We start from the raw sequence: 24937 nt of genomic DNA on the forward strand, positions 1-24937 counted from the left end.
ACTGCCCAGCGGTAGCTTATGTGGTGTACTGCTTACTTCGCGTACTGCTTGACGATCTTGATCTGAGCGTCCTTGAGCTCGGTCAGGCACTTCTGATCGAAGCCGTAGACCTGCTTGAAGTCAAGGCCGTTGACCTTTTCCGTCATCTGCTTAATCTCGTTGTCGAAATCAGCGTCCGACTTTGCCATAGCAGCCTTCCAGGAGTGGGAAACCACAGCGGTGTTGACCTGGCCGTTGATCGTAGAGATCTTGCTTGGCATTTCAGGAGCTGTGTACGAAGCGCCTGGAGCAACAGCAATCATCTTGTTCTTCTCGAGGTATTCGATGGTGCTCTTCGCTCCGCCCATATGATCGGACCAATCTTGCTTGAGCTTGTTCTCCTTAGCCAGCTCAGTATCCCACAGCTGTGGGTTATAACCTTGCTTGGTCTCTGGGTCAATAGCATTCGGAGAGATAGTTGAGAAGTTCAGTTCAGAAATACCGTCGTTGTAAGAACCGCCACCATACTCCTTTGGCATGTTCAGCCCGGATGCGTCATTCATAGCCTTCAAGCCAAAATCGGTGAGGTATGGCTTGCCTTCATCGTTGAGCTTCCATGCCAAACCCTTGATGCCTGCGGAAGAACCTGCATTCGAAGCAGAATCGTAAACGCCTTCAGAAGAGTAGAGCCAGTCAATAAACTTCACCAAGCGGCTCTTATTCTTTGCCTTAGAGCCCACTGCGATAACCGTAGCAATGTCGCCCGTTGGCATTGCACCTGCGGAGTATACCTTCATAGTCTTGAGTGGAGCGAGCATGAAGCCGACACCCTTAGCCATGTTGACTTCAGAATTCTGGCGTGGCTGGCCCAACCAAGACCACAGGGAGAGTAGAACCTTACCTTCTGTCGTCTTCGTGGAGATGTTATCCCAGCTCTGAGTTGCAGAATCTGGGTCAACAATACCCATCTGGTAAGCCTTGTTAATCCACTTGAGCACCTTCTGGTACACGCCATCCTTGGTGACAGCGCTCTCATAGCCGCTCTTCTCCGTGCCTGCTGGGTAGAGGATGGAATTCTGCTGGTAGTAGCCAAACCAGTTGGCAATGGCACCAGCATTCTGCATCAAAGCACCATCCCAATCCTTGAACAAGGAAATGGCGTAGATGTCGTTCTTGCCGGTCTCTTCGCGAGCCTTATCCTGCATCTGCTTCAACACGTTGAGGAAGGCGTCCATATCAGGAATCTGAGGGTAGCCGACCTTGGCGTAGTAGTCCCAGCGAATATAAGGAGCAGCAGCAGGCTCAATGCCTTCCGATGGAGAAAGAGGAGACTGGTTGGACACTTTCTGAGGCATACCCCAGATGCCCTTCTTCACCGTAACAAGGTTGGAAACAGCTTGCTGTGCGCCCTTGTACTGGTTGAGGTTCTTCATACCCTTCATGTAAGGAGTCAAGTCGGTGATGAGGTTTGCCTTTGCCAACTTGTTGAGGTTAGAACCGGAAGTGATGATCAAGTCGCCCAGATTACCAGCAGCAGTGCGGGTATCGTACAGGGTATTGCCACCACCAGCGACGTTTGGAGCAATCATATTCAGCTTGATCTTGAACTTATCCTGAATAATCTTGCCGAACCAGCCCTTTTGAATACCCTGGTAGTTGGCAAGGCTGTCGAACACGTCGACGGTCATCATCTTGCCGTCATCTTTGGTATCGGCAGCAGAAGAAGAATCGGAGTTGCCACAACCTGCCAGCGCCATAGAAGCAACGCAGAGCAAACTGACTGCAGCCATCAGCTTGTTTTTCTTCATATATTCCCCCCCCCTTGAAGATGGGTCCCAGCCCAGTGCGACGGTGCACTGCGTTCTGAACCACTCGGATAAAAGAGCTTACGATCCTTCACCTGATCAGCTCAGAAAGCTGATCACACAACGTTTTGTGTGTAGTGCTTCGTTGTCAACATTGACAAACGGAGTAGAACCGTTATTGAACTCTTTATCAATAACTATTCTACTCCGAATTTTTCGAATTAGTGAGATTCTTCCCACTGTTTCTTAATTTCGACACGAGCCTTGTTCTGGTCCTTCGCATTCTTCATATCCCAGTCCAGAACGGTCTTGAAGTCCAAGCCTTTCACTTTCTCGCGCATTTCGTCGAGAAGCTGGTTGAACTGCGCATCAGAATCAGCCATAGAAGCCTTCCACGAATTGGCGATAATCACCGTTTTGATCTGACCACGCAGGTTAGAAATAGTGGAGGGCTCTTCTGGAGCAGTGTACGAAGCGCCTGGAGCCACAAGAATTTCCTTATTCTTCTCGAGGTATTCCATTGTCGTCTTCGCTCCACCCATATGCTCGGACCAATCAGTGGTCAGCGCATCATCGTTGTGCTTGAGCACAGATGGCCACAGCTGCGGGTTGAAGGACTGCTTCGTCTGTGGGTCGATGTCGTTAGCAACCTCGGTGGTCATGTTCAGAGCAGAAACACCATCCTTATAGGTGCCGCCACCCCACTCAGCTGGAACATCAGCACCACCGCCGAGGAGTGCCTTCTGGCCAAACTCAGTGAGCACTGGCTCATCGCCCTTCATCTGCCAGGTCAAGCCCTTTGGGCCAGCAGAACCACCGGTATCTGTGGAAGTTGCATACACACCTTCTGGGGAATACAGCCAGTTGATAAACTTCACCAAACGCTGCTTATTCTTTGCCTTCGAACCGATAGCAATAAAAGCGGTGCTCGAGTCGCCATCCGTCTTTGCGCCATAGGAGAAGATCTTCATGTTATCCATAGGAGCGATCATGAAGCCTTTGCCCTGCTGCTTGTGTTCTGTAGTGTTGTAAGCAGCTTGACCCAGCCATGGCCAGAAGGAGAAGAGAATCTTGCCTTGCTGGTACTTGGAGTACATGGTGTCGTAATTCTGAGTAGAGGAATCAGGGTCCAGAATGCCGGCGCGGTGAGCAGCATTGAAGAACTTCAAAGCCTTCTCATACATGCCACCTTTTTGGGTAATGGACTGGTAATCTGAACCGTCGCCCTTTGCCAGAACAAAGCCAATTTCGTCGTAGCCATAGTAAGTTGTTGGCTGCTTGGCGTTGTTCATCATGTTGCCGTCCCAATCCTTGAACAGGGACATGGCGTAAATATCTTTCTGACCGGTTTCTTCGCGAGCTTTATCCTGCATCTGCTTCAAAACCGTGACGAGAGAATCAAGGTCAGTGATCTTTGGATAGCCGATTGCCTTGTAGTAATCCCACCGAACGTAAGGACCAAAGGTTGGTTCCAAGCCTTCCGAAGGCTGAGTTGGTGCCTTGGAAGACAGAGAGCTTGGCATGCCCCACACGCCCTTCTTGCCAATAACATCGCTCAAAGCGTCGGTAGCGCTCTTGTACTTATTGATGTACGTCATGCCCTTCAAATAAGGGGTCATGTCGGAAATCAAGCCAGCCTTCACTAGCTTCTTCGCGCGGCCACCTGCAGAGCCGATGATGACAAGGTCACCGAGATTACCAGCAGCAGAGCGAGTATCGAACAGCGTGTCACCACCGCCGGCAACGTTTGGGGCAATGATGTTCAACTTCATGTTGAACTTGTCTTTGACAATCTTGGCAAACCAACCCTTTTGAATACCCTGATAATTGGCAAGACCATCAAAAACATCAACAGTCATTTCCTTGCCATCGTCCTTGGTATCGACAGAGCTTGCCGAGTTACCGCAACCAGCCAAAGCCATAGAAGCAATGGTGATCAGACTGACAACGCCCATCAGTTTCTTGGACTTCATGTCAACCCTTCCTTCAAGGTCCTCTTTGACCTCTGCAATAGATTCCAACGGCAGAGTTCCTACCATGCAGATAATTCCAGTGTAGCGTTATTGATTAAGTTGTCAATAACGAGAAGCAGAGTTTCTTAACCGGTTAATTTATAGAGTTATAAATTAGCTCATATGCGCAACTGGCCGTCTTTCTCTCTCTGCTGCTCCATTCCACTGTTCTCATCTTCCCTACATCCGCTTGTTCCTCTATCCGCTTGACAGCTGCAGCTGAGACACACAATCTCGCCTATACCCACCATTCTGGCCCGTCGCCCTACCCGGCCTCTCATCATTGACCTAGCGGCAGTACGCAAACGCAGAAACCCAGAAAAATAAAGGGCGCCGGGAGCTCAAGCTCATACCAACGCCCTTATAGCCTCAACGTAGTTGACTGTTACTGAATATTATTCCACAGCCACCTTACTGCCTGACTACTGCTGCAGAATAAGAGTTTCGAAACCGGCCATCGTCAGCGTGTCCCCTTGCTTAACGAGCTTGCCAGTCAGCAAGTCCTTACCCGACACAGGAGCAGTAAAGCTCACAGGAGGCTCAGCCGTATTCATTACGAACACCAGGTCGCGAGCGCCAGGCTTGTCCGCTCGAGCAACGCGGCGGGTAATTTCTATGGCCGATGTAGCTTTCTGGCAATCTGGAGAGCAAGGAGTACCACAAGATTGGCACTTCTCACACATCGGCAGCGTCACCATTTGCTCTACCGCAAGGCCAGTCAAGAGACGGTCCACAATACGAGCAATTGCAGGCTCATTTGGCATCGTCGCGCAGTAGATGACACCCGCAGCGCCATTCTCCAGCTTGCCGCCCTGCTCAAGCGCGTGGAACGTCAGAGCTGGAGTTCCCGCGTAGAACTGGTCAGTGTACGTCGCCAGAACCTCAGTGTCAGAATCGGCGTGAAGAATGTCGAAGAGCGTCGTGCCATAAGGCTGCTCGCCGCCTGCAACCTTATTGCCTATAGCCTTGCCGCCTGCAACTTCGCCATATGTCGCTTTTCCATATGTCGCTTTGCCCGCTGCTGACGCCCTTTCTTTGCTTGTACTTGGAGAAACTTGAGGAGCTTGAGCTTCTTCGCCTGTGAAAGCCAAACCAACAGGGGTAGAAGGAGCGAGAGAATCTGTTTCTTCAACCCAGATGCCAGCGAGGTCGCGCAATGGTACTGGCTGCTCGCCTTGGTAGAGGGAATCATGCTCATCAGCTACTGCTGTCATCGTCGTCATGAGCAGGCGTCCGCCGTGAGAAACGTAGTTGCGGAGGTTTTCTACAACAGCTTTGTCAACGCTTTGCAGGCATGGGGTGAGCACAGCCTGATAATCTTGGAGGTTTTCCAGAGGGCTGACGACGTCGACGGCAATATTGCGCCTATGAAGTTCGCGATACCAGCGTTGGCATTCGGCGACGTAGTCGAGGGCTTGGGTTGGACCAACAGAGAATTGGATATCCCACCAGGCGTTCCAGTCGAAGATAAGCGCGACTTGGCCGTGGCGTGGTTTTGTAGCGAGGATTTGTGCAGAGAGTTGTTCGAGTTGCTTACCGAGCTGGGCTGCTTCGCGGAAGCGGCGAGTTTTGTTTGTTCCATCGGCTGAGATGATGCCGGAGTGGAACTTTTCGCAGCCGGAGCGCGCTTGACGAATTTGGAAGTATTGCACGGTGTTGGCGCCGTGGGCTACTGCTTGCCAGGAGAGTTCGGCGAGCTGGCCTGGGCGTTTGACGTAGCAATATGGCATCCAGTTTTGGTTACTCGGTGCTTGTTCCATGAGCATCCATGGTTCGCCGTGAGCGACTCCACGCATCAGGTCGTGGCGCATGTCGATGACTGCCGCATCTTCGCCGAGGCCCGGGTAGGAATCCCAGCTGATCACGTCGAGCAACTCACCTTGCTTGTAGTAGTCGTAATCGTTGAATGTTCCCATCATGTTAGTGGTGATAGGAGCATATGTGTCATAAGTACGTACGGCGTCTCGTTCAAGTTTGATGCAGGCACGTACTTGGTCGTTGTAGAAGTGGCGGTAATCCAGTGAGTAGCCACCAAGCACTGCGTGGCCTGCCCAGTAGGCGCCACCTTCCATACCGTCGCCACGGGTGTTGGGTGGGAAGATCTCGTCGAAGGAGTGGTAGGTGTGGCTCCACATGTGGGCGTTCCACGCATCGTTGACTTCGTCGATATTGTTGTGGTACTTGGCTTTGAGCCATTCGCGGAAGGCTTGTGCGCAGCGATCGCACCAGCAGAAGCCGCTGTATTCGTTGGAAAGGTGCCAGGCGACGATAGGTGAGTCGCCTGCGCCGGCGTCTCCTCTCTCAACGTAGTGTTGTGCCATTTTGGCGGCGAGCAAGCCTGCGTATTTGCGGAAGGTGGGGCTGGAGGCGCAGAAGTTTTCACGCCCGTTGTGCCTATAGATTTCGCCGTTGTAGCCGATGCGGTTTACGTCCGGATGGCGCAGGCACATCCATGCTGGTAGAGCGCCGGTTCCTGTTGCCATGACGATGCGCAGGCCATTTGCTTTGCAGATGTCGACGATGCGGTCGAGAAGGTGGAAGTCGTATTCGCTTTCGCTCGGCTGCAGCAGCGACCAGGAGAACACGTTGAGGGTGACTTCGTTGATATGAGCCTCTTTCATGAGTTTCATATCTTCTTGCCATACTTCTTCTGGCCATTGCTCGGGGTTGTAATCTCCGCCGTAAAGAATGGTTGAGAGGGAGGAAACGACGCGATCGATCATTTTCTCATCGCGAGCTACCATAACATCTCCTTTGATGCTTGTGTTGTTTGGTAGTAGTTCTGTGGTGTGTGGCTCTTGTAGCTCTTGATTATCAGTTTGTTTCAACTGGGCTTTGCTTTGTTTCCCAGCTGCTTGTTCACTGGTTTGCTACGTGGTGAGCCTTGATTGTCACTTCTAGTTTATCGATAAGTCAATCGATAAGTCAGCCATGAGGCAGCAGCATGTGCTTTTCACTTTACTGAAACCGTTCAGTTCTCACAGTTCCTGAGCTTTTGTTGAGTGCTGCTCGCGCGTGTCGAAAATGCGTGTGCTCGTTCAGCGTTCATCGTTCCCGCTGAGAAAATAGCGCCATACGTTGCCGGGTTAGCCACCCCGATTCCCCGTTGTGTAGCTGTTACAAAATTTTCTCGCACACATGTCACTCTCTGGTAATATGCGCGCGTATAGTGGGAAGCATGACCATGCATTTAACAGTATTGGATCACCCGCTGGTCGACCACAAGTTGACCTTGCTGCGTGATAAGAACACTCCATCATCCGAATTCCGTGAGCTCGTCAAGGAGCTGGTGACCCTCGAAGCTTATGAGGCCACTCGCAACCTTTCCACCACGGAAAAGACCGTTGCTACCCCAGTGGGTGTGGCACACGGTAAGAAGCTCAATGAAAGCCCTCGCCCCATGGTTGTGCCGATTCTTCGCGCCGGCTTGGGTATGCTCGATGGCATGATGGCCCTGCTTCCTATGGCAGAAGTCGGATTCCTCGGTTTGAAGCGCAACGAGGCTACTCTCGACATCATTACTTACGCACAGCGCCTTCCAGAGGACCTGACTGGCCGCGAGTGCTTCCTGCTCGACCCAATGCTCGCTACTGGCGGCTCTCTTGCCACTGCTGTCCACTACCTGCACGATCGCGGCGCTTCCAAGATCACCGCAATCGACATCTTGGCTGCTAAGCCAGGCCTCGAGCGCTTGGAGAAGGAAGTTCGCCCGGAAATCGACTTCTCCGTCGTGGTGTGCGGCGTTGACGACGAGCTCAATGAGCACGGCTACATCATCCCAGGTTTGGGCGATGCTGGCGACCGTCTCTACGGCGTTGTCGACTGATCTCACTCTTCTGAGCTAGCAGTAAAGCTGCTGGCTACTTAAGCCGCTGGTAATCTGCCAGTGGCTTTTTCTTTTTGAATTTCTCAAGATTATCAGCGCCATTTTCACGCTTGCTTGCGCTGTTACGCCCCTGCGGTATACTGATTACTTCCCGCCGCATGGTCATTTTGGCGAGAGAAAGCTTCATGGCTAACCGGGGTCCGGAGGCCATTTCAGCAGGTACCGATCGGTTTCGCATGGTCATTTTTCCCGATCGGTACTTGCCGGTATTAAGCACACTGATCCACCTATGTTTCACATGAAACGGAGCATGATGCTGAATTTACCTGTTTCTCAACCCTCTGGGGCAGCTCTCGAACGCATTGAAAAACGCCTTCAGGCAACAAAAGCCGCTGAAAATGAGACGCAGGCCAGTTCCGGCTCGGTGGTCAACATGCTGGGTACGCCCCAGATTGCCAGGAGCGTGGAAACCTACCGCGGTGCCATTTTTTCTGTGGATGATCGCACCGTGCAATTGCCTACTACTGCTGATATTTCGATTGATATCCCCCGCCAGATTGTTCACCACAGCCCAGCGGTGATTCTCCTCGTCCACGATGTTTCACGTGACGCTTACTTGGTGGAGCGAGAATACCGCGTGGGTTCGAACAGTTTTTCCTTCGGCTTCCCTGCCGGCCTGCGTGATAATCAAGAGTCGGCCCTTCAGTCGGCCTTCCGCGAGCTTGCCGAGGAAACGGGAATTGTCGTGGAGGGGATCGCGCACCTTGCCAGCGACCCTGATTTTGCTGCCAAAAAGCTCCAGCATGCTGTGGAGGCGTCCGAGAATGTCGACGTGGATGTTCTCGGCACTTTCTACCCTTCGTCAGGCATGAGCGATGAGCAGGTCACGCTTTTGACCCTGCACCTGAAAAAGTTCCACGTGGAGGGCCGCCATTTTGACGCCGACGAGCACGTGCAATCGACGTGGGTGAGCTGGAAGGAGCTGAGCGAAGTCATCCCCTTCCAAGGCTCACACACTAATTTCCTGATTCTCAACGAAAAGCTGCACCGCTCACGAAGAATACAAACTTCACATGCACAAGCCATGGGGACTATCCTCTCAACATCGTCGATTCCCGAGTCATTCTGATCGGGCCAACTTGGCTCCGCTGACAGCGCAACACCCCGTCCGCCTGGACTTTTCCAATTCGATTTTCTATACTTCCAACTATGCCAAAGTCATTCATAGAACTCTTCGCAGGCTGCGGCGGCCTCAGCCTCGGCCTCCGCTCCGCAGGCTTCACCGAGCTCGCCGCCAACGAGCTCTCCTCGATGCCCGCCGAGACCTTCGCCCTTAACCTGATGGGCATCGACCTGCGATCCGAAGAATTTGCAAACACTCCGATTGGCAAGCGCAATGTTCTGTGGATTGACCCATCGTCCGAGGACATCATAGAGAGACTGAACGACAACCCGTTCGAACGCCCGCAGACGGATATGCCTGAGCTCTCCACCACGAGTGACTTCACGGGAAAGCTGATTGTCGGAGACATCCGGCGACTCAACTCCTTCATCGAAGACAAGCATTCGCCTCTCATCAACGGAGAAGTCGATCTTGTTTCCGGCGGCCCGCCTTGCCAAAGCTTCTCGCTGGCGGGACGGCGCGAATTCGGCAATCAGCGCAACCAACTCCCTTGGGAGTTCGCAAAGTTCGTCAATGCTCAGCGCCCGAAAATGGTCCTTCTCGAAAACGTCGAGGGAATCCTCCGACCTTTCAAATTGGAGAACCATACTTACTACGCATGGTTTGAGGTCTGCAAGGCTTTCGCCTCAATCGGATACGTCACATGCCCTCTGCTCGTGAACGCGAGGCTCGCAGGAGTCGCCCAGAACAGGCCGAGGTTCATTATGATCGCCGTGCGCGAAGATCTAGCAACGAATTTGTCTTCGGATACAGCCGATTGGTTCCAACAAGGCATTCGACTCATCGATGCTGTCCGGAAAGACTCTACGGATGCCGAGTACGATGGGGACCGATGGACATACAGGGATCTGAATGAGTCTGGCTGGCAGCAGCGTGCACAGCACAGCGTTTTTTCGCCACTGGTCGCTTTTTCCGAAATCGATTCTCAGCGAACTGTATTCGACGCCATCGGGGACCTGCAACTCGAAAACGCGCCTAGAAAAAGCCGATATGTGAAGAACCTCAACAAGCTGTTTTCTCCCCTGCTTGCAGATCCGCGGCATGCCATGATGAACACACGAGTGCCTGTCAATACCCCGAGGGTACGCGCCAGATTCCGTCTCTATCAGATAATCGCTCGCGCCGGCAAGGAGACGACGAACGAGGTACGGGCAGTTCTGCGCCGGCAGAGCGTCGAACTTCCCAGCCCAATCGCCGAATATCTTCTCGACGCGGATTTGCTTGATTATGGGCGAGGCATTCCTGACGATGAACGCAGCCTCATGACGTATCTCGATGGCCTCGCGACCAAGAAATTCTCCCAAAAGGCTCTGCTTAAGGATCAGCCGGCGCCTGCAGCTCTGTCCATCCCCGATGACATCTGCCACTATCAGGAAGCACGCACTCTCTCGGTACGCGAGATGGCCCGCATTCAGTCCTTCCCGGATGCTTTTGAATTCCGCGGAATACCCACGACGGGAGGCGCCAGAAGGAGCTATCAGGTTCCCCAATACACGCAAATCGGCAATGCCGTGCCGCCACTTCTGGGGAACGCCTTGGGAAACGTCATTTCAAACATCCTCGGTGAGCTAAGTTAATCGTTATAAAACGATTAACTTGGAGTTCACTTCGGATGGAAGGATTGGGACGAAATGTCAGATAAGGATTTCGGAAGCATAGAATACATCACGAAACGAGCCGCTAGAGTAAGCGAAAGCGCGCATGGGAGAACGATTCTTGAGCAGCTCACAACGGCCCTGATGGTCCTGATGCGTTACCCGCGTCTGAAATACTCATTCCTCCTGCCCACGGAGACCGGATTGTCAAAAAGCATCCTTGACTCAGTCAAGCCCATGCGCGATTTTCTTAAGGATGCCGGACTCCATGACTTTGCTTTGCAACGTCAGGGAATAGGCGACAAGGTTACACTCGACGGTTGCATCATCACCGAGAATGACACCATTCAGACGCCCATGAGCTTGTACCGGCCAAACACAAAGACAGGCGACCCCAGAGTCTGGTTCTTCAAATTGAATCAATATGTACTTCCCTGGAGTCTTCTCGCCATCGTCACAGACGGCTACACGGTCTATGCACTCGACTGCTCGACAGACGTCCTCAATAATCCTGAAACAAGCGTCATACTCGCACGCTGCAATTCAGATTCCAACCTCACCCCCTTCGAATCCAAACTGCTCGACCGACTCCGTAGTATCAGCCATAAAGGCTGGATTCCTTCCATAAAGCATGGTGACACGGCAGTCGGCATGACGCTCGAAGACGAGCTTGGCATCCCACCCAACAGCGACCGCGGTCCGGACTGGAACGGGATCGAACTCAAATGCCAGCGCGTCGGCAACAACAGCCGTCATGTGCTTTTCGCCGAAAAGCCTAATTGGGGACTGTCCGCATACAACGAACGCGAACTGCTGGATACATTTGGATACTGGGACGAGAAAAACAAGCGCACTTCTCTGTATTCAACCATTTACGGTCACCACCGCAATCCACAAGGATTCCTCCTCAAGCCTCTTGCAAGCGAAGATGAGATGACCGTCCAATACGAATCCGCAAACGGAACATCGGCAATCGAGGAAGTTTCGGTCTGGGAAATGGAGAAGCTACGCACCCACCTGCGCAACAAGCATGCCCACACGTTCTGGATTGAAGCGGAAACACGACGGGTATCGGGCAAAGAGGAGTTTCATTACATCGCCGCAACCCTTACAAGAAACCCCGACTACATGCAACTGGAGAACCTCATCAGCCAAGGGCATATCACGCAGGACTTCACTATGCATCTGGCGCCAGCAACCGGCAGAGGCAAGGCAGATATCAATCTCCCTGAAAGCGACCCAAGGTTGTTGAAAACCCGCGACCATGGATTCCTCTGGAAAGCCGATGGCACCGGGATGCGGACGCTTTTCGGCAACGGCGACAGATACAATCTGCAACAGTGAATGCTACGCACATAAAAGCAGCGGTCGGGAAAGGCTCCTTCGAAGTCGATGAAGCAGAAGGAAATCAGAAGAACCTTATTTCTTCACGGCCATCATCCAATACCCGGCTGCGGTTCCCCCGGTCCGGCAGCTTCATCACACCGCTGGACCGGAGTCGCAACGCTTTCCGGAGCCGTCGCCAGCAACATCCGCCAGTGTCATGCCGGGAACTGAAAATATTTATAGGTAGTCGACAAGGAAGGCTGCAGAATCTCGTCCATCGTGTCAATAGTCGATCTATCGCTTCCGTCGCTCAATGTGCTATCCAGCATTTCTTTGATTGAGCTCGCTATGCCTTCTTGCGATTTATGGCCCCAATAAACGCCTCCAGACAAGTGGCTTAGCCTTACGACAGGAGCTGAGGTTGGTTTGAGATCGTTCATATTCCCTGTGGGGACCGTGACGAAAGAATACGTATTGGCTTTGGCATGCTGAACTGAATAGTTGTTCTTCCCTACCGTTAGATTCAGCGGACTGTCTGTGTTGTTTTTCATATGGTACACGGCGTCCCAAAGCATCGGAGCCTGAGCGTTATCTTTCCAGTTTGTTTTGCATTGAATAATATGCACTCCGATTTCTCCGAAATCGCGCGCAACAAGAGCATTCATAACAGACATCAACGGGTACTTTTCTTGTTGGCTAGTCGTTAGAACGCGCTTACCATGAGTATCGTTAATGCAAATCTCTTCTTTATCAATCTGATACTCCGAGAGATTCGGGAAAGAACGAGCAACCAAATCCGGTTCCTGAGAAAAAACTAAAGGCCCCAATTTGAATGGTCACAGCATCCAAGATAGGCTGAGGGAGCAGGTCTTTAATTGGCGGAACGACGACGGTGTTCCGCCCAACGGTGCAGATGTTGAGATACCAGCAAACAAGAGCTTCCCAATTCTTGCCTCCTTTGGATACGGAACTTTGGCTTCTTTTTTCTTCCCCTTCCGGTGGTGCAGTCTGATTGAAGATTTCATGCAGATGGTCACCCAAGTCCAATCTTTCCCGCGTGGTATGCGCTGGTGCCAATTTTTTAATTTGAGCACTCCAGCATTTGAAGGATTTCTCGAAGCTGTCCTTCGTAAAAAGATTCTCCACGGTGCATTGCCGAAGATACTCAACGATATTCTGGACCATCACCTTCTCCTTGAGCAGACGTAACCAGAATCAGTGTAATCAACATCAGAAAAGAAGAAGTACCAATGACAAATTCTACTTTCCCAGAAACGAGCGCATTGGGGCGCATCAAGTGTAGATGGTGAATCCAAAGATTACCCTGCTGACGAGCGCAAAACGTCATTCGCGAATCCGCATCTTCAACGATAGATTGGAGAACGCAATGCTGGCAGGACCTGAAAACAAATTACCTGCGCTTGATCCGAAATTAACTCACGTATATGGATTGGGCGGAACACGAGGAAGCCGAAAAACACCTTGTCACTATTCGATTCTCGAATAAGCTAAAGTCCTACTATTGGTCTCGCTTCTTTGCTTGATGAAGCCTCGCCGGGAGCATCGCGTCGATTTCCTCTGTTGTGAAGCTCTGGTATCCTTCCTGTTTTATAGCCTTCTGTGCCTGTCTATATGCTCTGTTGTTTGTAATGGGAGCAGCATCATAAATGCTAGCGGTACGTTTCTGCAGTGATTCTCTCTGCACTCGAATTTCTTCATCAGAGAGGACGGGAAAATCCGTAAGAAGACTCAGATAATCTTCTCGAATCCGCCAAAGCGCATCTGCGGTTTTCCGGTTTGCTTCGATGTCAGCCATGTAATTCTTACCACGCATATAAATATTCAATCCAAGCGAAAGAGCGGCCGTAGTACCGCCTATAGCCGCGAGAATTCTCTGATTGGTTATTACCGTGCTCAGCAATCCAACCGTTGATATCGATGTGAGGAAAATCAGGGTGACACCGATACTGTTGTTAATACGCGCTAATCTGTCAGCCATCTTATGGTGGGTCGTATAGGTGTAGACGAGTTTCCCATAGGATTCTCGGATCTGCCCCATAAGGTCGTCTCTGTATTGATGCTCACACATCGATTCTCCCTTATTTCACTCCTCAGCCATCTTCTTCAGAATTTTGCCCAAGGAATTACAGATGCTCGCAGAGTTATCAATTCTCATTCCGCTCCCCGGCGCCCTCCACTGAGGCACTCCGCCCCATGCAGTGGCTATTCTGAACTTCTTCAACAGAGATTCTTCATACGGATGTCCACTGGAGTATTCTGATTGGTGCGAAGTTCCATTGCCGCTGCCCCAATGCCAATTGGCGATACTGTCATAGACAAATGCGTCTATCAATATCCCAGGAAGATGCTCATTCGTGAAGTACGTGTCACGAAGAAAACGAATCTGCCGGCAAGTATCAACCAAAAGACCGTTGGATTCTACATCTTTCCTTTTAAGCGCTTCCTGTTCAGCTTTCGGATTGGTGCTCTTCCAATTCCCGCCCATATGTGTATCGGGATATTCATACTCTCCCGATGATGTTTCGAAGGCAGGAAGTAATTCGAATCGCATCCCATCAGAGAAAACAACGACCACAACTTGCCCATCTCCATGAACTTCAGTTCTTGGATAACGGCTCAAGACAGATTTCTTCACTGTCTGCAATAAACGCGACTGCCCATTCCCAGTCAAGGAACTGTAATGGTAATATTCATTCTTCGGCAGTTCGAGCAATATATCAATGTCACTGGTAGATATCGCCGTGCCCCTTCCATAAGATCCGACATACATACTGTGACGTTCCTCAACATTGATACCCCAAAACTCACGACACACAGCATCACTAATAGATTCGTATCTTCTAGCGATGTCATCGAGAATTTCTGAGTTAATAGCATTACCTCCCTTGTGTACCGAGAAGTTCAACGCTCTTTCTTCCCTTCTTAATGAAAATCGTCATACGAATAAAACAGTCATTACATCGATGGATAAACCACTAACCCACCCGATGTACCCAAGCGTATCGTAACACCAAACATGGTTCTCGCCGTTAAGGGTTCCTCGCTGAGAACCGACAAACCTATGCTCCTCACCCCTCCTTCTCCCCCACACTCCTCTTCACCTCATCCATCGCCTTCTGCAAGTCAGACTCCATCGTCTCCAGTCGCTCCAGCTCATACGAGCCCGAGTCAACCAGCCTCTGGGCCTCGTTGATGCGATCGGTCAACGTCTGGCGCACCTCGTTGCCCTGGGTCTTGCCCTCGGAGTCCGTGAGTAGCTGCCGGGCTGTGGTGAGCTTGTCGCTGACTCGTTTCCTTGCATCGTTGCCGAGCTTCTTCTGACGCGATTCCCGCACAGCGGCGGCATCCGCGTCGATCAGCTGCGCCTGGCTCAGGTACTTGCCGGACGCGGCGCTCCACTCCCCCGCGAGGTTCCGGCTGTCCTCCGGCTCGTCGTACTCGTAGCACGCCTCGGGGTCGTCGAGCGGCCAGTTGTAGTCGTCCTTGAGCTTCTTCAACACGTCGGCGTCCTCGACATCGGAGTCCCTGTAACCGATTACGTCCGCCGCGTTATCCTTCGCCTTCTGCCACGTCTCGCGGTTGGGCGCCGCACCGTCCTGTGCGGCCTGGCACATGCAGTACGAATCCCAGCGATCCTGCTCCCGGCCGCCGATGAACGATGGCAGCCACGAGATAATGCTCATGATGAGCCCCACCACCACGCCCACGATGGCGACGATACCCATCATGGGCGCGGCAGCCGCAATCATCGACGCCACGGCCGCCGCGACCTTCGCGGCGATGGCCCGCACCCCAGACCTTATTTTAGGTCCGCTAGATTCTGGCGCCGGTCTCGACACCATTTCCGTGGACTGCATCTCCGGCATTGAAGACACCACTCGTGCTGTGCTAGCAGCAGGTTGTACACGCCCGTTTTCCTTAGGTTTGGAGTACCGTCCTCTTTCGCAGTTGGTCAACATTGTCAATTCTGGCTGGCAGCGCGTTTTAGGATTTGAGCAAGTGCTCGAGGAAGCTGGAATTGCGTATGGCCCTGAGAATTTCCTTGCATGTCATTGGGAGCGTAAACCTGCTTCTGACTTGTTAGACGAATACCTCGATTCTTTGCCGAGTTTGCAGCACCTTCCTTTTGACGCTCTCGTCTGCGTCAACGACGACTCGGCTTTAGGCGCGTACTTGTCGCTGAAACGTCATGGCATTTCTATTCCTGAGCAAGTGTGCTTGACAGGTTTCGACGGCATTCCCGATGACCAGTTAGTGGACCCCCAGATTACCACTTCCGCACTGGACTTCGACTACTTTGCCGATGAAGCGGTGCGCATGATTAGCGAACGCATCAACGAAAAGCTCACGGACGCACCGCACGCTCCTGCGCGTCACCTGAGTGTGCACACGCACCTGCTCGAACGTGGTACGACCGCGCGCTAAGCGCGCTCAGCGCAGCCTGATAATCTAGAGTGCGCCATCCCAATCGGCGTCAGCGTAGCCCACTTCACCCTCTTCTGGGATCACATACACAGGCGGGTGCGCAAGCAGATCATTCGTCTTATGCTCTCCTGCTGAATCCGTCCACGTAATCGTGGCAATCGAACGCCACGAAATATCTTGCAAAGCGTCATCGCCCAACTCGCGTTCAGCGATCAAACCCGCATCAAAATCAAGGCGAGCCGAGCAAGAATGCCCATGCCACAACACCGACATCACGCCATAGGTTTCATCAAAACCAATTTGCGCCGAGCCATCAAAAGCAGGAAAAGTGTTGCGGAAACGTGCTAAAGCGTTGAGCGCCTGCACTTCTGGGCGCAACAGAGCATAGTTGAGTTCCATTGCCGAGTAGCTATGACGGTTGAGCATCGGCTCCCGCCGCGTCTGGTTCATCAGCTCAACGTCATTCATCCCCATCAGCGCGTCAACATAGTACAGCTCAGGGATACCTGGAAGGAAGAATTGCAAGGCGATCGCCGCCAAATACCGCTGATCATCGCAGCCCAGAGCCGAGTACAGCGTGCTGTTAATCCTGCCGGAACCGAGCCATTGGTGCACGGAGCCCGCTTCTCCATGCGTATTCTTGTGCACGCGGCTGACCATGCGCCTCATCTGCTTGCGCGTCAGGAAAGGCTTTTCGTCAGTTTCCCGGCTCATAACGTCCGAGATTTCCATTCCGTTTTGCCCGCCGAGCAGCAGCACACAGTTTTCCGGACGCTGGTACACCCACTGCGCCAAAGGCGCAGCGTCACCACACAGCAGCGCGTACATCAACAGCGGTGGGGTTAAAGTGTCATACACCCAGTCGGCGTGCTGGGCCAGCTGCTTGATCTGCTCGCCGCTCGCATTTTCTGCAACGCCGACCGTCATGCCATGCTTATGCGCTTCTTGGGTGATCGTGTCGACAATCTGCATGGTTTCTGGCAACAGGAAGCACGTGGTTCCGGCCTTTTTCACTGCCGAGCCAAAGTGCATGAGGCACACGGCTTTCGCGCCGGTCTGCTCGAGGCGGTCGAAAGTGTCCTGAACGAATTTCCAACCCTTTTCGCTCATCACGTCGTAGTCGATGCCTTGCGAGCCTAAGCTCGCCCAGAAATACGTGGGCTTATTGTTAATCTCATATCGCACAAAAGGCAGCGTGCGGGCAAAAGGCTCGAGGTTAGCTTGCGTAGGGCTCGAGCGGTGAATTTTCTCCAAGTCGTCGACGCTCAAGCCGTTGGAGAAAACGTCAGAAACCGGCTGGAACATGCTGAAGTATTCGGAGTGCTTGCCCCTGCGCAGAACGTCTTGGAATTGCTTGGAAAGCACGGAAAGCTGGGAGAAGTTGACGTTGAAAACCATGGGCATGTCGTGCGCCATTTTCGTCACGGTATCCCAGGTATCAATAGGGCTGGGCAGGTGGTTAATATCCTTCATCAAAGGAATGTCGCCGTATGCCCCCAGATTATCAGGAAGGCCAATCGTATCCGGCCCCATAGTCGGCTGCGGGATAATGTGCACCGACTCGTACACGCCACAGAAGCGCTCGCGAAGAGTGGGGACGACTGCGGAGGCTGAGCCTGCGAAACGGTCAGCGTAGACCAGCAGGTGCACTTTCGTGTTGGGGGCGAGCTCTTTGGCTAGTTTTTCGCCGGTTGTTTGAGTAGTTTCCGGCTTCTTCTTGTCAGAAATATGCTCGCCAGTGCTCATAACCCCTCCGTACTCGCTATGCTCTCCTAGTTTATGCGAGAGGGGGTTCAGCTACTCGGCCGTGTTGCGCCGTCAGCGAGGTGGCTGGCGTTGCGGGCGCAGCGGAGTGGCTGAACGCCGTGGCTCAGTGCCGCGGCTCAGTACTGTGGATCAACGTTGTGCGTCGTCGCGTGGCGCTTCGATCTGGCGGATCTCCTGGTGATGCGTTTCGAGGGCGAGCTTGCGCAAGGCGTGGCGCGACTCAATCTGGTACACCTCGCCATACAGAGCACGCCTCCAGCCTGCGCGGCCACCGCGGGCAGGGAAGTCGACGCGGAATTCGCGCACGTGCCCCGCAGAGTCGGCAGCAAACACCGACTCTCCTTGCGGGCGCTTGAGCCTGCGCAGTTCGCGACGCAACTCTCTATTTTCTTCTCTCAAATCGAGGATCAGCGCAATTCCAGCAATTCCAATGGCTTGTTGCGAGAGTTTTTGCGCTTGATTGAGCCTATCGATGTCGGAAATGCTGTACCGGCGCGCTCCTCCTGGTGTGCGCATGGGTTGCACAAGACCAGCGCGGTCGTATTCGCGCAGTGTTTGCGGGTGTACATGCGCCAAGCTCGCCGCTTGGGAGACGGGGAACACAGGAGAATGCACAGAAAAACCGGCATCCTCTGCTCTCTCTAAGCTCACCGTGCCCATCACGATTGCTTGGGCGCACTGGGCGTACGCTTCACGAATACGTGCTTTCGCGCTGACCATAATCACTCACCCATTCCGCGCAGACGTTCCTGTTTGAGCTTCTCGCTCAAGCTTGGCGTGTTTTCATCAAAGGTTTTCAACGCTTTCTTCGCTTCTGCAGAAAGCCGTTGTGGCAATCTCAGTTGAACGCGAAGAAGAAGGTCGCCAACTCCTTGAGGTGTGTGAACGCCTTTACCAGCAACCTTGAGCCTTGTACCGCCTGATGTGCCGGCCGGGACGCGAACCTTAATCACTTCGCCGTCAACACCGCGAGTTTCCACCACGTCACCCAAGGCTGCTTGGGCTACGGTCAGCGGCAGGTCACGCTCGATGTTGCGCCCGTTCAGTCGGAACACGGGGTCGCTGGTCACGTTGACCTCGAGGAAGAGGTCGCCATTCTTGCCGCCGTTCACGCCTTTATGGCCGCGGCCTGGCAGGCGAATGGTCTGTCCGTCGTTAATTCCTGCGGGAATGCGCGCCTTAAAAGTGGTGCCGTTGACCTTGAGCTCGACGGTTGCCCCGCGCACGGCTTGGGCGAAGGTCAAGCTCACGGAGGAGCGAATGTCGCGGCCTTGCTCAGGCTGGGCTGCATAAGGATTGCCAGTGTTGTTGCCAAACCCAGTAAACCCATTGCCTGCGTAGCCCTGGGAGCCAAAGTTCTGACCCGCGCCAAAGTTCTGGTCACCGAAGCCTTGGCCTGCGAAGTTTTGGCCGCCGCCAAAGCCGTTGCTGAAGCGCACATGCGTGCCAGAGCCGCCGCTAAATTGACGCAGAATATCGTTGATATTGGCGCCACCAGCACCGCCGAACATCGAGCCGAACAGGCCTTCGAAGTCGTCAGCGTTAAAGCCTTGCGAGCCGCCGCCGGTGAAGCGAGCACCGCCTGCACCCAGCCGACGAATGGCGTCGTACTTCTTGCGCTGGCCTGCATCGTGCAGGGTGTTGTACGCTTCGTTCACATCCTTGAACTTCTCGTCAGCGCCCTTCTCGTGGTTGAGGTCTGGGTGGTATTTACGGGCAAGTTTGCGGAACGCCTTGGTAATCTCGTCGTCTGTTGCGGACTCGGAGACGCCAAGAATTGCGTAATAATCCTTTTTCAGCCAATCTGTTTCGGCCATGCAGTCTCCTTTCCTCACGCCGTTTGGCTTCTGTTTGAGCTGTAAAAAGGCGCGCCGTCAGCAACAGCGCGCCTTTGCATTACTGTGTTTTCACTTCTCCTCTGGAGAAACGACCACCACTTTGGCTGCTCTCAAGATGCGATCACCCATCTTGTAGCCAGCCTCCACAACCGCGTCAATCTGCGCTTCGCTCACGTCGGGGCTCGTGTGGTGAAGCACGGCCTCGTGGTGAGAAGGATCGAAGGCGTCGCCCTTCTGGCCAAACTTCTCGATGGAGAACTTGGCGAAGGCACGGTCGAACTGCTTGAGAAGGCTCTCCATTTCGGCGCTCTTCTCGTTGTTCTCACGAATTCGATCCAGATTATCAAGCGCTGGGAGAAGTGCCACGAGAGCATCTTCCACTCCGCGTTCACGGGCCAGCTGCTTTTCCTTGTTCATGCGAGCACGGTAATTGACGAAATCGGCGCGTTCGCGCTGCAACGCTTCAAGGTAGTCCGCGGCTTCCTTCTTAGCCTTGCCCAGCTCGGTCAGGCCAGAGTCGCCGGCATCCGAACTCTCGGCGCTGGTAGCGTCTGCTGCTGCACTGGTGTGGTCAGAATCGCCATCCGCGCTGGCATCAGCGTCGTTCGCAGCGGCTGCGTTCTGTGCAGCGTCGGCTGCGGCTTGGCCTGCATCAGCGGCTGCATTGTCAGCAGCGGCAGAATCAGCCGCGCCCGATCCCTGCGCGCTGGCGCTCGCAGCGCCAGCGGCGCAGTCCGCACCCGGCTTTTCGCCAGAGGCCTGCGAGCTCGCAGAGCTCGCGGCTTCATCGGACTGATAATCTTGAGCGTTGGTAGCGGTTTCGCCAGAGCGAGCCTGACTTGCGAGCTTATCGAAAGCCTCAGCGTCAGAGAGATACTCGTCCTTGTCGAAATCAGCCATTACTCGCCGTCCTTCTGGTCCTTCTTGTTGTCATCGTCAACAACCTGAGCGTCAACGACATCGTCATCGGAACCTGCCTGAGCGTTCTGTCCAGCAGCCTGGCCAGCTTGAGCGCCAGCTGCGCCAGCCTGAGCACCCTGAGCACCCTGCTGAGCGTAGAGAGCCTGGCCGATCTTCTGAGCAGCACTCATCAAGTCGTTCTGAGCGTTCTTGATGGCGTCGATGTCCTTGCCCTTCAAGCTTTCCTTCAGAGCGTCAACCTTGGGCTGAACCTCGCTGACGACGTCTGCTGGAAGCTTGTCCTTATTCTCGTTGATCAGCTTCTCAGTAGAGTAAGCGAAGGCTTCAGCTTGGTTGCGAGTTTCAGCGTCTTCCTTAGCCTTCTTATCGGCAGCCTCATGCTCCTTAGCGTCCTTGACCATGCGGTCAATTTCATCCTTTGGCAGGCTCGTGCCGCCGGTCACCGTCATGCTCTGCTCCTTGCCAGTGCCCTGGTCCTTAGCAGAAACGTGCACAATGCCGTTGGCGTCGATGTCGAAGGTGACTTCGATCTTCGGGATGCCACGAGGTGCTGGAGCAATGCCAGTCAGCTCGAAGGTTCCCAGCGGCTTGTTGTCACGAGCAAACTCACGCTCGCCCTGGTACACCTGGATGAGCACGGATGGCTGGTTGTCCTCAGCAGTGGAGAACACCTCCGAGTGCTTCGTAGGAATAGCAGTGTTGCGGTCGATGAGCTTGGTCATGATGCCACCCTTGGTTTCAATACCCAAGGAGAGTGGAGTGACGTCGATAAGCAGAACGTCCTTGCGGTCGCCCTTGATGACGCCAGACTGAATGGCAGCACCGACAGCCACAACCTCATCTGGGTTGACGGACTTGTTAGCGTCCTTACCACCGGTCAGCTGCTTGACGAGGTCCTGAACAGCTGGCATACGAGTGGAACCGCCGACCAGAACAACGTGGTCGATCTGGTCGATGGAGAGGTTGGCGTCAGCCAAAACCTGGTTGAATGGCACGCGGCAACGCTCGAGCAGGTCAGAAGTCATCTCCTGGAAGTGCGCGCGAGTGAGGGTCTCATCAAAGTGGACTGGGCCGGAGGAACCCATGGCCAGGTACTGCAAGGTGATCTGCGTTTCGGTAGAAGCGGAGAGCTCCTTCTTTGCCTGCTCAGCAGCTTCCTTCATACGCTGCAAAGCAATGCGGTCGTTGCTCAGGTCGACGCCATCCTTGCTCTTGACTTCGGAGACGATCCAGTCGATGATGCGCTGATCCCAATCGTCACCGCCCAGGTGGGTATCGCCGTTGGTGGCCTCCACCTGAATGGTGGAGAAGCCGTCGTCGTCCTTACCGATTTCGAGCAGAGACACATCGAAGGTGCCGCCGCCCAGGTCGAAGACGAGGATGTGCTCATCCTGCTTACCCTTCTGCAGGCCGTATGCCAAAGCTGCAGCGGTTGGCTCGTTGATGATACGCAGAACGTTGAGGCCTGCGATGCGGCCGGCGTCCTTGGTTGCCTGGCGCTGTGCGTCGTCGAAGTATGCTGGGCAGGTGATCACTGCGTCGGTCACTTCTTCGCCCAGGAAGGCTTCAGCGTCACGCTTGAGCTTCATCAAGATTTGTGCGGAGATCTCCTGTGGAGTCCACTTCTTGCCATCAATTTCCGTGGTCCAGTCAGTGCCCATGTGGCGCTTGACGGAGGAGATAGTGCGATCAACATTGGTCACGGCCTGGCGCTTGGCCACGTCGCCGACCAGGATTTCGCCGTTCTTGCCGAAGGCGACCACAGATGGTGTGGTGCGCTGGCCTTCAGCGTTGACGATGACGGTTGGCTGGCCGCCCTCGAGGGTAGCGATGCACGAATTCGTGGTACCCAAATCAATTCCAACTGCGCGTCCCATACAGGACTCCTTCCCTTAACCGACTCGTAAGCTTTCGCTCAGGTTGCTTCCGGTGAGCTCGCCTTGGTAATCTCGCTGGCTTGCTTGCGCCTGCTCAGTGGCTTGAGATTATCACTGCTCACTTTTCCATTTCCAAAACCTGAGCCTACTACTATCAACTTTTGAAAGCTAGGTTTATTCCCGGAAGTTTGCAAAATCTTTCAGAATAATTTTCTGAGCGCGCAAAGCCTGCCGACGCTCCAGCATCAATCTCTCTTGCGAGGCCACCCGTCCCAACCCTGAGCCAGCCACCAGCGCCCGTTCAGCCTGCTGCTCGCCACCGTTTTCTGGTACGCGCAGCAAAACTTTCCGCGTTTTTTGCTCAGCCCTGCAGAATTTTTGATAACGTTGTCATACATGTTGCGTCAATGATGTGCAACTCAACTTCGCAGGTGAAGGACTTATGACACAGAACAACAGCTTTGATGATTGGTGGAAGCAAGCAGTTGTCTACCAGGTTTATCCGCGCTCTTTCAAGGATTCGAACGGCGACGGTTTGGGCGATATTCCTGGTGTGACCTCTAAGCTGGACTATTTGCAAAGCCTCGGCGTTGACGCTTTGTGGCTGAGCCCGTTCTACCCTTCGGAACTTGCTGATGGCGGCTATGACGTTATTGACTATCGCAATGTTGACCCGCGTTTGGGAACGATGGCTGATTTCGACCAGATGGCTCAGGCTGCTCATGCTCGCGGCATGAAGGTTGTTGTTGATATTGTGCCTAACCACACGTCGAATAAGCATGTGTGGTTTGAGGAGGCGTTGAACTCTCCTCAGGGTTCTGCTGCTCGTGATCGTTATATTTTCCGTGACGGCCAGGGTAAGCATGGTGAGTTGCCGCCGAATAGTTGGAAGTCGTGCTTTGGTGGTTCTGCCTGGCAGCGTGTAGCGGATGGCCAGTGGTATTTGCATTTGTTTACTCCTGAGCAGCCGGACCTCAATTGGAAGAACCCTGAGGTGCATCAGGAGTTTCTGAAGACGTTGAAGTTCTGGTCGGACCATGGCGTTGATGGTTTCCGCATTGATGTGGCGCATGGCTTGGCGAAGGATTTGGAGTCGGCGAGCTTGGTGGAGCTTGCTGCTCGTACTTCTGATGATCAGTTGAATAAGGACGGTGATAATCCTTTGTGGGATCGTCCTGAGGTTCATGAGATTTACCGTGAGTGGCGCAAGCTGTTTAACGAGTATTCTCCTGCGCGTTTTGCTGTAGGTGAGGCGTGGGTTGTTCCGGAGCATCAGTGGATGTATGCGTCTGCTGATGAGTTGGGCCAGGTTTTCAACTTTGAGTTTGCGAAGGCTGACTGGCGAGTGACGGATTTCCGCTCGGCTATTGAAGAGGGCTTGGATGCTGCTCGCCATTCGCATACCACGACGACGTGGGTGATGAATAATCATGATATTCCTCGCTCGGTGTCGCGTTATGGCTTGCCTCAGATTGACATTGCGGGTCATTACCACCAGATGGCCCATGATTGGCTTCTGCATAATGGCGAAACCTATTTCGAGGATCGCGAGCAGGGTACTCGTCGTGCTCGCGCTGGCATTGTGATGGAGATGGGTTTGCCTGGCTCCGTGTATATTTACCAGGGCGAGGAACTGGGTTTGCCTGAGGTGGCGAATATTCCGTGGGATCGTTTGGAAGATCCTGTTGCAAAGACGGCCGTTGGGGCGGATGCTCGTAAGGGCCGCGATGGCTGCCGTGTGCCGCTGCCGTGGGATTCGCATAATATGCCATCTCCTGCCGCCTGGAATGCTGATTTTGGTACGCGCGGTAGCTTTGGCTTCTCCCCTGCGACGAAGCTGGATGGAACAGCGAGTGCGGATCCGCATTTGCCGCAACCACTGTGGTTTAAGGATTACGCGGTGGATGTTGAGCAGGATGATCCTTCTTCGATGTTGTCGCTGTATCGTTCGGCGTTGCGTAACCGTGCGATGTTGTTGACGGCCACGCGTGAGGTTGATGATGTGGAGTGGCTGGGCGATGACGTGGTTGCCGGCGCTACTGATGGTGGCGTGTTGGCGTATTCGCGTTTGTCGACGATGAAAGATGCGGGCAAGCCAGTTCGTATTGCGGTGATCACGAACTTCTCGGATAAGCCGGTCAAGCTTCCTGCTGGTGATGTGCTGTTGTGCTCCGACGAGCTTGTTCCACGTGAAACAGCTGCCGATGCCGAAGGTGCTGCTGCTGCTGCCAAGCAGGATCCTTTCGACGACGACGCTTACGACCCGAGCTTTGAACGCGAAGCTTCCCACTGGCTGCTGCCTACCGACACCAGCATCTGGATCGCCCTTCGCAGCTAACCGCATACAACCGCCGCGTCACTA

20 protein-coding genes are annotated in these 24937 nt (G+C 53.7%); 6 read left to right on the plus strand and 14 right to left on the minus strand.

Annotation, left to right across the window (positions count from 1 at the left end; genetic code table 11):
* Positions 1 to 32 precede the first annotated feature (32 nt).
* From AEAE_RS00885 to AEAE_RS00895, 3 genes are all read right to left on the minus strand, one after another.
* Positions 33 to 1787 (minus strand): type 2 periplasmic-binding domain-containing protein, encoded by a 1755-nt coding sequence (locus tag AEAE_RS00885; RefSeq protein WP_094689287.1) that lies wholly within the window; start codon positions 1785 to 1787, stop codon positions 33 to 35.
* 218 nt (positions 1788 to 2005) lie between these two features.
* Positions 2006 to 3757 (minus strand): ABC transporter substrate-binding protein, encoded by a 1752-nt coding sequence (locus tag AEAE_RS00890; RefSeq protein ID WP_094689288.1) that lies wholly within the window; start codon positions 3755 to 3757, stop codon positions 2006 to 2008.
* A gap of 461 nt (positions 3758 to 4218) precedes the next feature.
* Positions 4219 to 6540 (minus strand): beta-galactosidase, encoded by a 2322-nt coding sequence (locus AEAE_RS00895; protein ID WP_094689289.1) that lies wholly within the window; start codon positions 6538 to 6540, stop codon positions 4219 to 4221.
* Positions 6541 to 6980: 440 nt separating this feature from the next.
* Here AEAE_RS00895 and upp point away from each other — a divergent pair, with 440 nt between their 5' ends.
* The 4 genes from upp (at position 6981) to AEAE_RS00920 (ending at position 11744) form a co-directional block, all read left to right on the plus strand.
* Entirely contained in the window at positions 6981 to 7622 is a 642-nt protein-coding gene (gene upp, locus AEAE_RS00900; protein WP_094689329.1) for a uracil phosphoribosyltransferase, read from the plus strand.
* 310 nt (positions 7623 to 7932) lie between these two features.
* Entirely contained in the window at positions 7933 to 8751 is an 819-nt protein-coding gene (locus AEAE_RS00910) for an NUDIX hydrolase (protein ID WP_158520450.1), read from the plus strand.
* 80 nt (positions 8752 to 8831) lie between these two features.
* Positions 8832 to 10382 (plus strand): DNA cytosine methyltransferase, encoded by a 1551-nt coding sequence (locus tag AEAE_RS00915; RefSeq protein ID WP_094689292.1) that lies wholly within the window; start codon positions 8832 to 8834, stop codon positions 10380 to 10382.
* A 54-nt stretch (positions 10383 to 10436) separates the two neighbouring features.
* Positions 10437 to 11744: an MvaI/BcnI family restriction endonuclease gene (locus AEAE_RS00920; protein WP_094689293.1), complete on the plus strand. Its 1308-nt coding sequence runs from the start codon at positions 10437 to 10439 to the stop codon at positions 11742 to 11744.
* 197 nt (positions 11745 to 11941) lie between these two features.
* Here AEAE_RS00920 and AEAE_RS00925 read toward each other — a convergent pair whose 3' ends face one another.
* The 5 genes from AEAE_RS00925 to AEAE_RS00945 form a co-directional block, all read right to left on the minus strand.
* Complete coding sequence (locus AEAE_RS00925; RefSeq protein WP_158520451.1) at positions 11942 to 12520, minus strand: hypothetical protein; 579 nt, start codon at positions 12518 to 12520, stop codon at positions 11942 to 11944.
* Positions 12477 to 12911: a hypothetical protein gene (locus tag AEAE_RS00930; protein WP_094689295.1), complete on the minus strand. Its 435-nt coding sequence runs from the start codon at positions 12909 to 12911 to the stop codon at positions 12477 to 12479. Before AEAE_RS00930 ends, AEAE_RS00925 begins: the two co-directional genes overlap by 44 nt.
* A 334-nt stretch (positions 12912 to 13245) precedes the next feature.
* Positions 13246 to 13815 (minus strand): SLATT domain-containing protein, encoded by a 570-nt coding sequence (locus tag AEAE_RS00935; RefSeq protein ID WP_094689296.1) that lies wholly within the window; start codon positions 13813 to 13815, stop codon positions 13246 to 13248.
* 15 nt (positions 13816 to 13830) lie between these two features.
* The gene (locus tag AEAE_RS00940; RefSeq protein WP_211277514.1) at positions 13831 to 14652 is read right to left on the minus strand and encodes an SMODS domain-containing nucleotidyltransferase; all 822 of its coding nucleotides are present in this window, start codon (positions 14650 to 14652) and stop codon (positions 13831 to 13833) included.
* A gap of 163 nt (positions 14653 to 14815) precedes the next feature.
* Positions 14816 to 15475 carry a hypothetical protein gene (locus AEAE_RS00945; protein ID WP_158520452.1) on the minus strand — a complete coding sequence of 220 codons (660 nt, stop codon included), beginning with the start codon at positions 15473 to 15475 and terminating at the stop codon, positions 14816 to 14818.
* On the opposite strand from AEAE_RS00945, the gene AEAE_RS00950 reads away from it, so the two are divergent.
* Entirely contained in the window at positions 15456 to 16172 is a 717-nt protein-coding gene (locus AEAE_RS00950; protein ID WP_158520453.1) for a substrate-binding domain-containing protein, read from the plus strand. The two genes, AEAE_RS00945 and AEAE_RS00950, sit on opposite strands and share 20 nt — an antisense overlap.
* A gap of 24 nt (positions 16173 to 16196) precedes the next feature.
* Here the strand turns inward: AEAE_RS00950 and AEAE_RS00955 are convergent, their stop codons facing one another.
* The 6 genes from AEAE_RS00955 to AEAE_RS06750 all read right to left on the minus strand — a co-directional run bounded on the left by AEAE_RS00955 (position 16197) and on the right by AEAE_RS06750 (position 22917).
* Complete coding sequence (locus AEAE_RS00955; protein WP_094689300.1) at positions 16197 to 17918, minus strand: sucrose phosphorylase domain-containing protein; 1722 nt, start codon at positions 17916 to 17918, stop codon at positions 16197 to 16199.
* A 150-nt stretch (positions 17919 to 18068) separates the two neighbouring features.
* Positions 18069 to 18659 carry a heat shock protein transcriptional repressor HspR gene (locus AEAE_RS00960; protein WP_094689301.1) on the minus strand — a complete coding sequence of 197 codons (591 nt, stop codon included), beginning with the start codon at positions 18657 to 18659 and terminating at the stop codon, positions 18069 to 18071.
* 2 nt (positions 18660 to 18661) lie between these two features.
* Positions 18662 to 19756, minus strand: a complete 1095-nt coding sequence (locus AEAE_RS00965; protein WP_094689302.1) for a DnaJ C-terminal domain-containing protein — start codon at positions 19754 to 19756, stop codon at positions 18662 to 18664.
* Positions 19757 to 19846: 90 nt separating this feature from the next.
* A complete protein-coding gene (gene grpE, locus AEAE_RS00970; RefSeq protein ID WP_094689303.1) occupies positions 19847 to 20677 on the minus strand; it encodes a nucleotide exchange factor GrpE in 831 nt (276 codons plus the stop codon).
* Positions 20677 to 22575 carry a molecular chaperone DnaK gene (dnaK, locus tag AEAE_RS00975; protein WP_094689304.1) on the minus strand — a complete coding sequence of 633 codons (1899 nt, stop codon included), beginning with the start codon at positions 22573 to 22575 and terminating at the stop codon, positions 20677 to 20679. Before dnaK ends, grpE begins: the two co-directional genes overlap by 1 nt.
* 174 nt (positions 22576 to 22749) lie before the next feature.
* Complete coding sequence (locus tag AEAE_RS06750) at positions 22750 to 22917, minus strand: hypothetical protein (protein WP_158520454.1); 168 nt, start codon at positions 22915 to 22917, stop codon at positions 22750 to 22752.
* Positions 22918 to 23017: 100 nt separating this feature from the next.
* Here AEAE_RS06750 and AEAE_RS00980 point away from each other — a divergent pair, with 100 nt between their 5' ends.
* A complete protein-coding gene (locus AEAE_RS00980) occupies positions 23018 to 24913 on the plus strand; it encodes a glycoside hydrolase family 13 protein (protein ID WP_094689305.1) in 1896 nt (631 codons plus the stop codon).
* Positions 24914 to 24937: the final 24 nt, after the last annotated feature.

This window comes from Aeriscardovia aeriphila (genome assembly GCF_002259595.1).
In the GTDB taxonomy this organism is placed as follows: Bacteria; Actinomycetota; Actinomycetes; order Actinomycetales; family Bifidobacteriaceae; genus Aeriscardovia; species Aeriscardovia aeriphila.

Bases quoted from the DNA above. Each gene is read 5' to 3' on its own strand.
- AEAE_RS00885 (WP_094689287.1), bottom strand. From the start codon at position 1,787: ATGAAGAAAAACAAGCTGATGGCTGCAGTCAGTTTGCTCTGCGTTGCT.
- AEAE_RS00890 (WP_094689288.1), bottom strand. From the start codon at position 3,757: ATGAAGTCCAAGAAACTGATGGGCGTTGTCAGTCTGATCACCATTGCT.
- AEAE_RS00895 (WP_094689289.1), bottom strand. From the start codon at position 6,540: ATGGTAGCTCGCGATGAGAAAATGATCGATCGCGTCGTTTCCTCCCTC.
- upp (WP_094689329.1), top strand. From the start codon at position 6,981: ATGCATTTAACAGTATTGGATCACCCGCTGGTCGACCACAAGTTGACC.
- AEAE_RS00910 (WP_158520450.1), top strand. From the start codon at position 7,933: ATGATGCTGAATTTACCTGTTTCTCAACCCTCTGGGGCAGCTCTCGAA.
- AEAE_RS00915 (WP_094689292.1), top strand. From the start codon at position 8,832: ATGCCAAAGTCATTCATAGAACTCTTCGCAGGCTGCGGCGGCCTCAGC.
- AEAE_RS00920 (WP_094689293.1), top strand. From the start codon at position 10,437: ATGTCAGATAAGGATTTCGGAAGCATAGAATACATCACGAAACGAGCC.
- AEAE_RS00930 (WP_094689295.1), bottom strand. From the start codon at position 12,911: ATGGTCCAGAATATCGTTGAGTATCTTCGGCAATGCACCGTGGAGAAT.
- AEAE_RS00935 (WP_094689296.1), bottom strand. From the start codon at position 13,815: ATGTGTGAGCATCAATACAGAGACGACCTTATGGGGCAGATCCGAGAA.
- AEAE_RS00950 (WP_158520453.1), top strand. From the start codon at position 15,456: ATGGCGACGATACCCATCATGGGCGCGGCAGCCGCAATCATCGACGCC.
- AEAE_RS00945 (WP_158520452.1), bottom strand. From the start codon at position 15,475: ATGATGGGTATCGTCGCCATCGTGGGCGTGGTGGTGGGGCTCATCATG.
- AEAE_RS00955 (WP_094689300.1), bottom strand. From the start codon at position 17,918: ATGAGCACTGGCGAGCATATTTCTGACAAGAAGAAGCCGGAAACTACT.
- AEAE_RS00960 (WP_094689301.1), bottom strand. From the start codon at position 18,659: ATGGTCAGCGCGAAAGCACGTATTCGTGAAGCGTACGCCCAGTGCGCC.
- AEAE_RS00965 (WP_094689302.1), bottom strand. From the start codon at position 19,756: ATGGCCGAAACAGATTGGCTGAAAAAGGATTATTACGCAATTCTTGGC.
- grpE (WP_094689303.1), bottom strand. From the start codon at position 20,677: ATGGCTGATTTCGACAAGGACGAGTATCTCTCTGACGCTGAGGCTTTC.
- dnaK (WP_094689304.1), bottom strand. From the start codon at position 22,575: ATGGGACGCGCAGTTGGAATTGATTTGGGTACCACGAATTCGTGCATC.
- AEAE_RS00980 (WP_094689305.1), top strand. From the start codon at position 23,018: ATGACACAGAACAACAGCTTTGATGATTGGTGGAAGCAAGCAGTTGTC.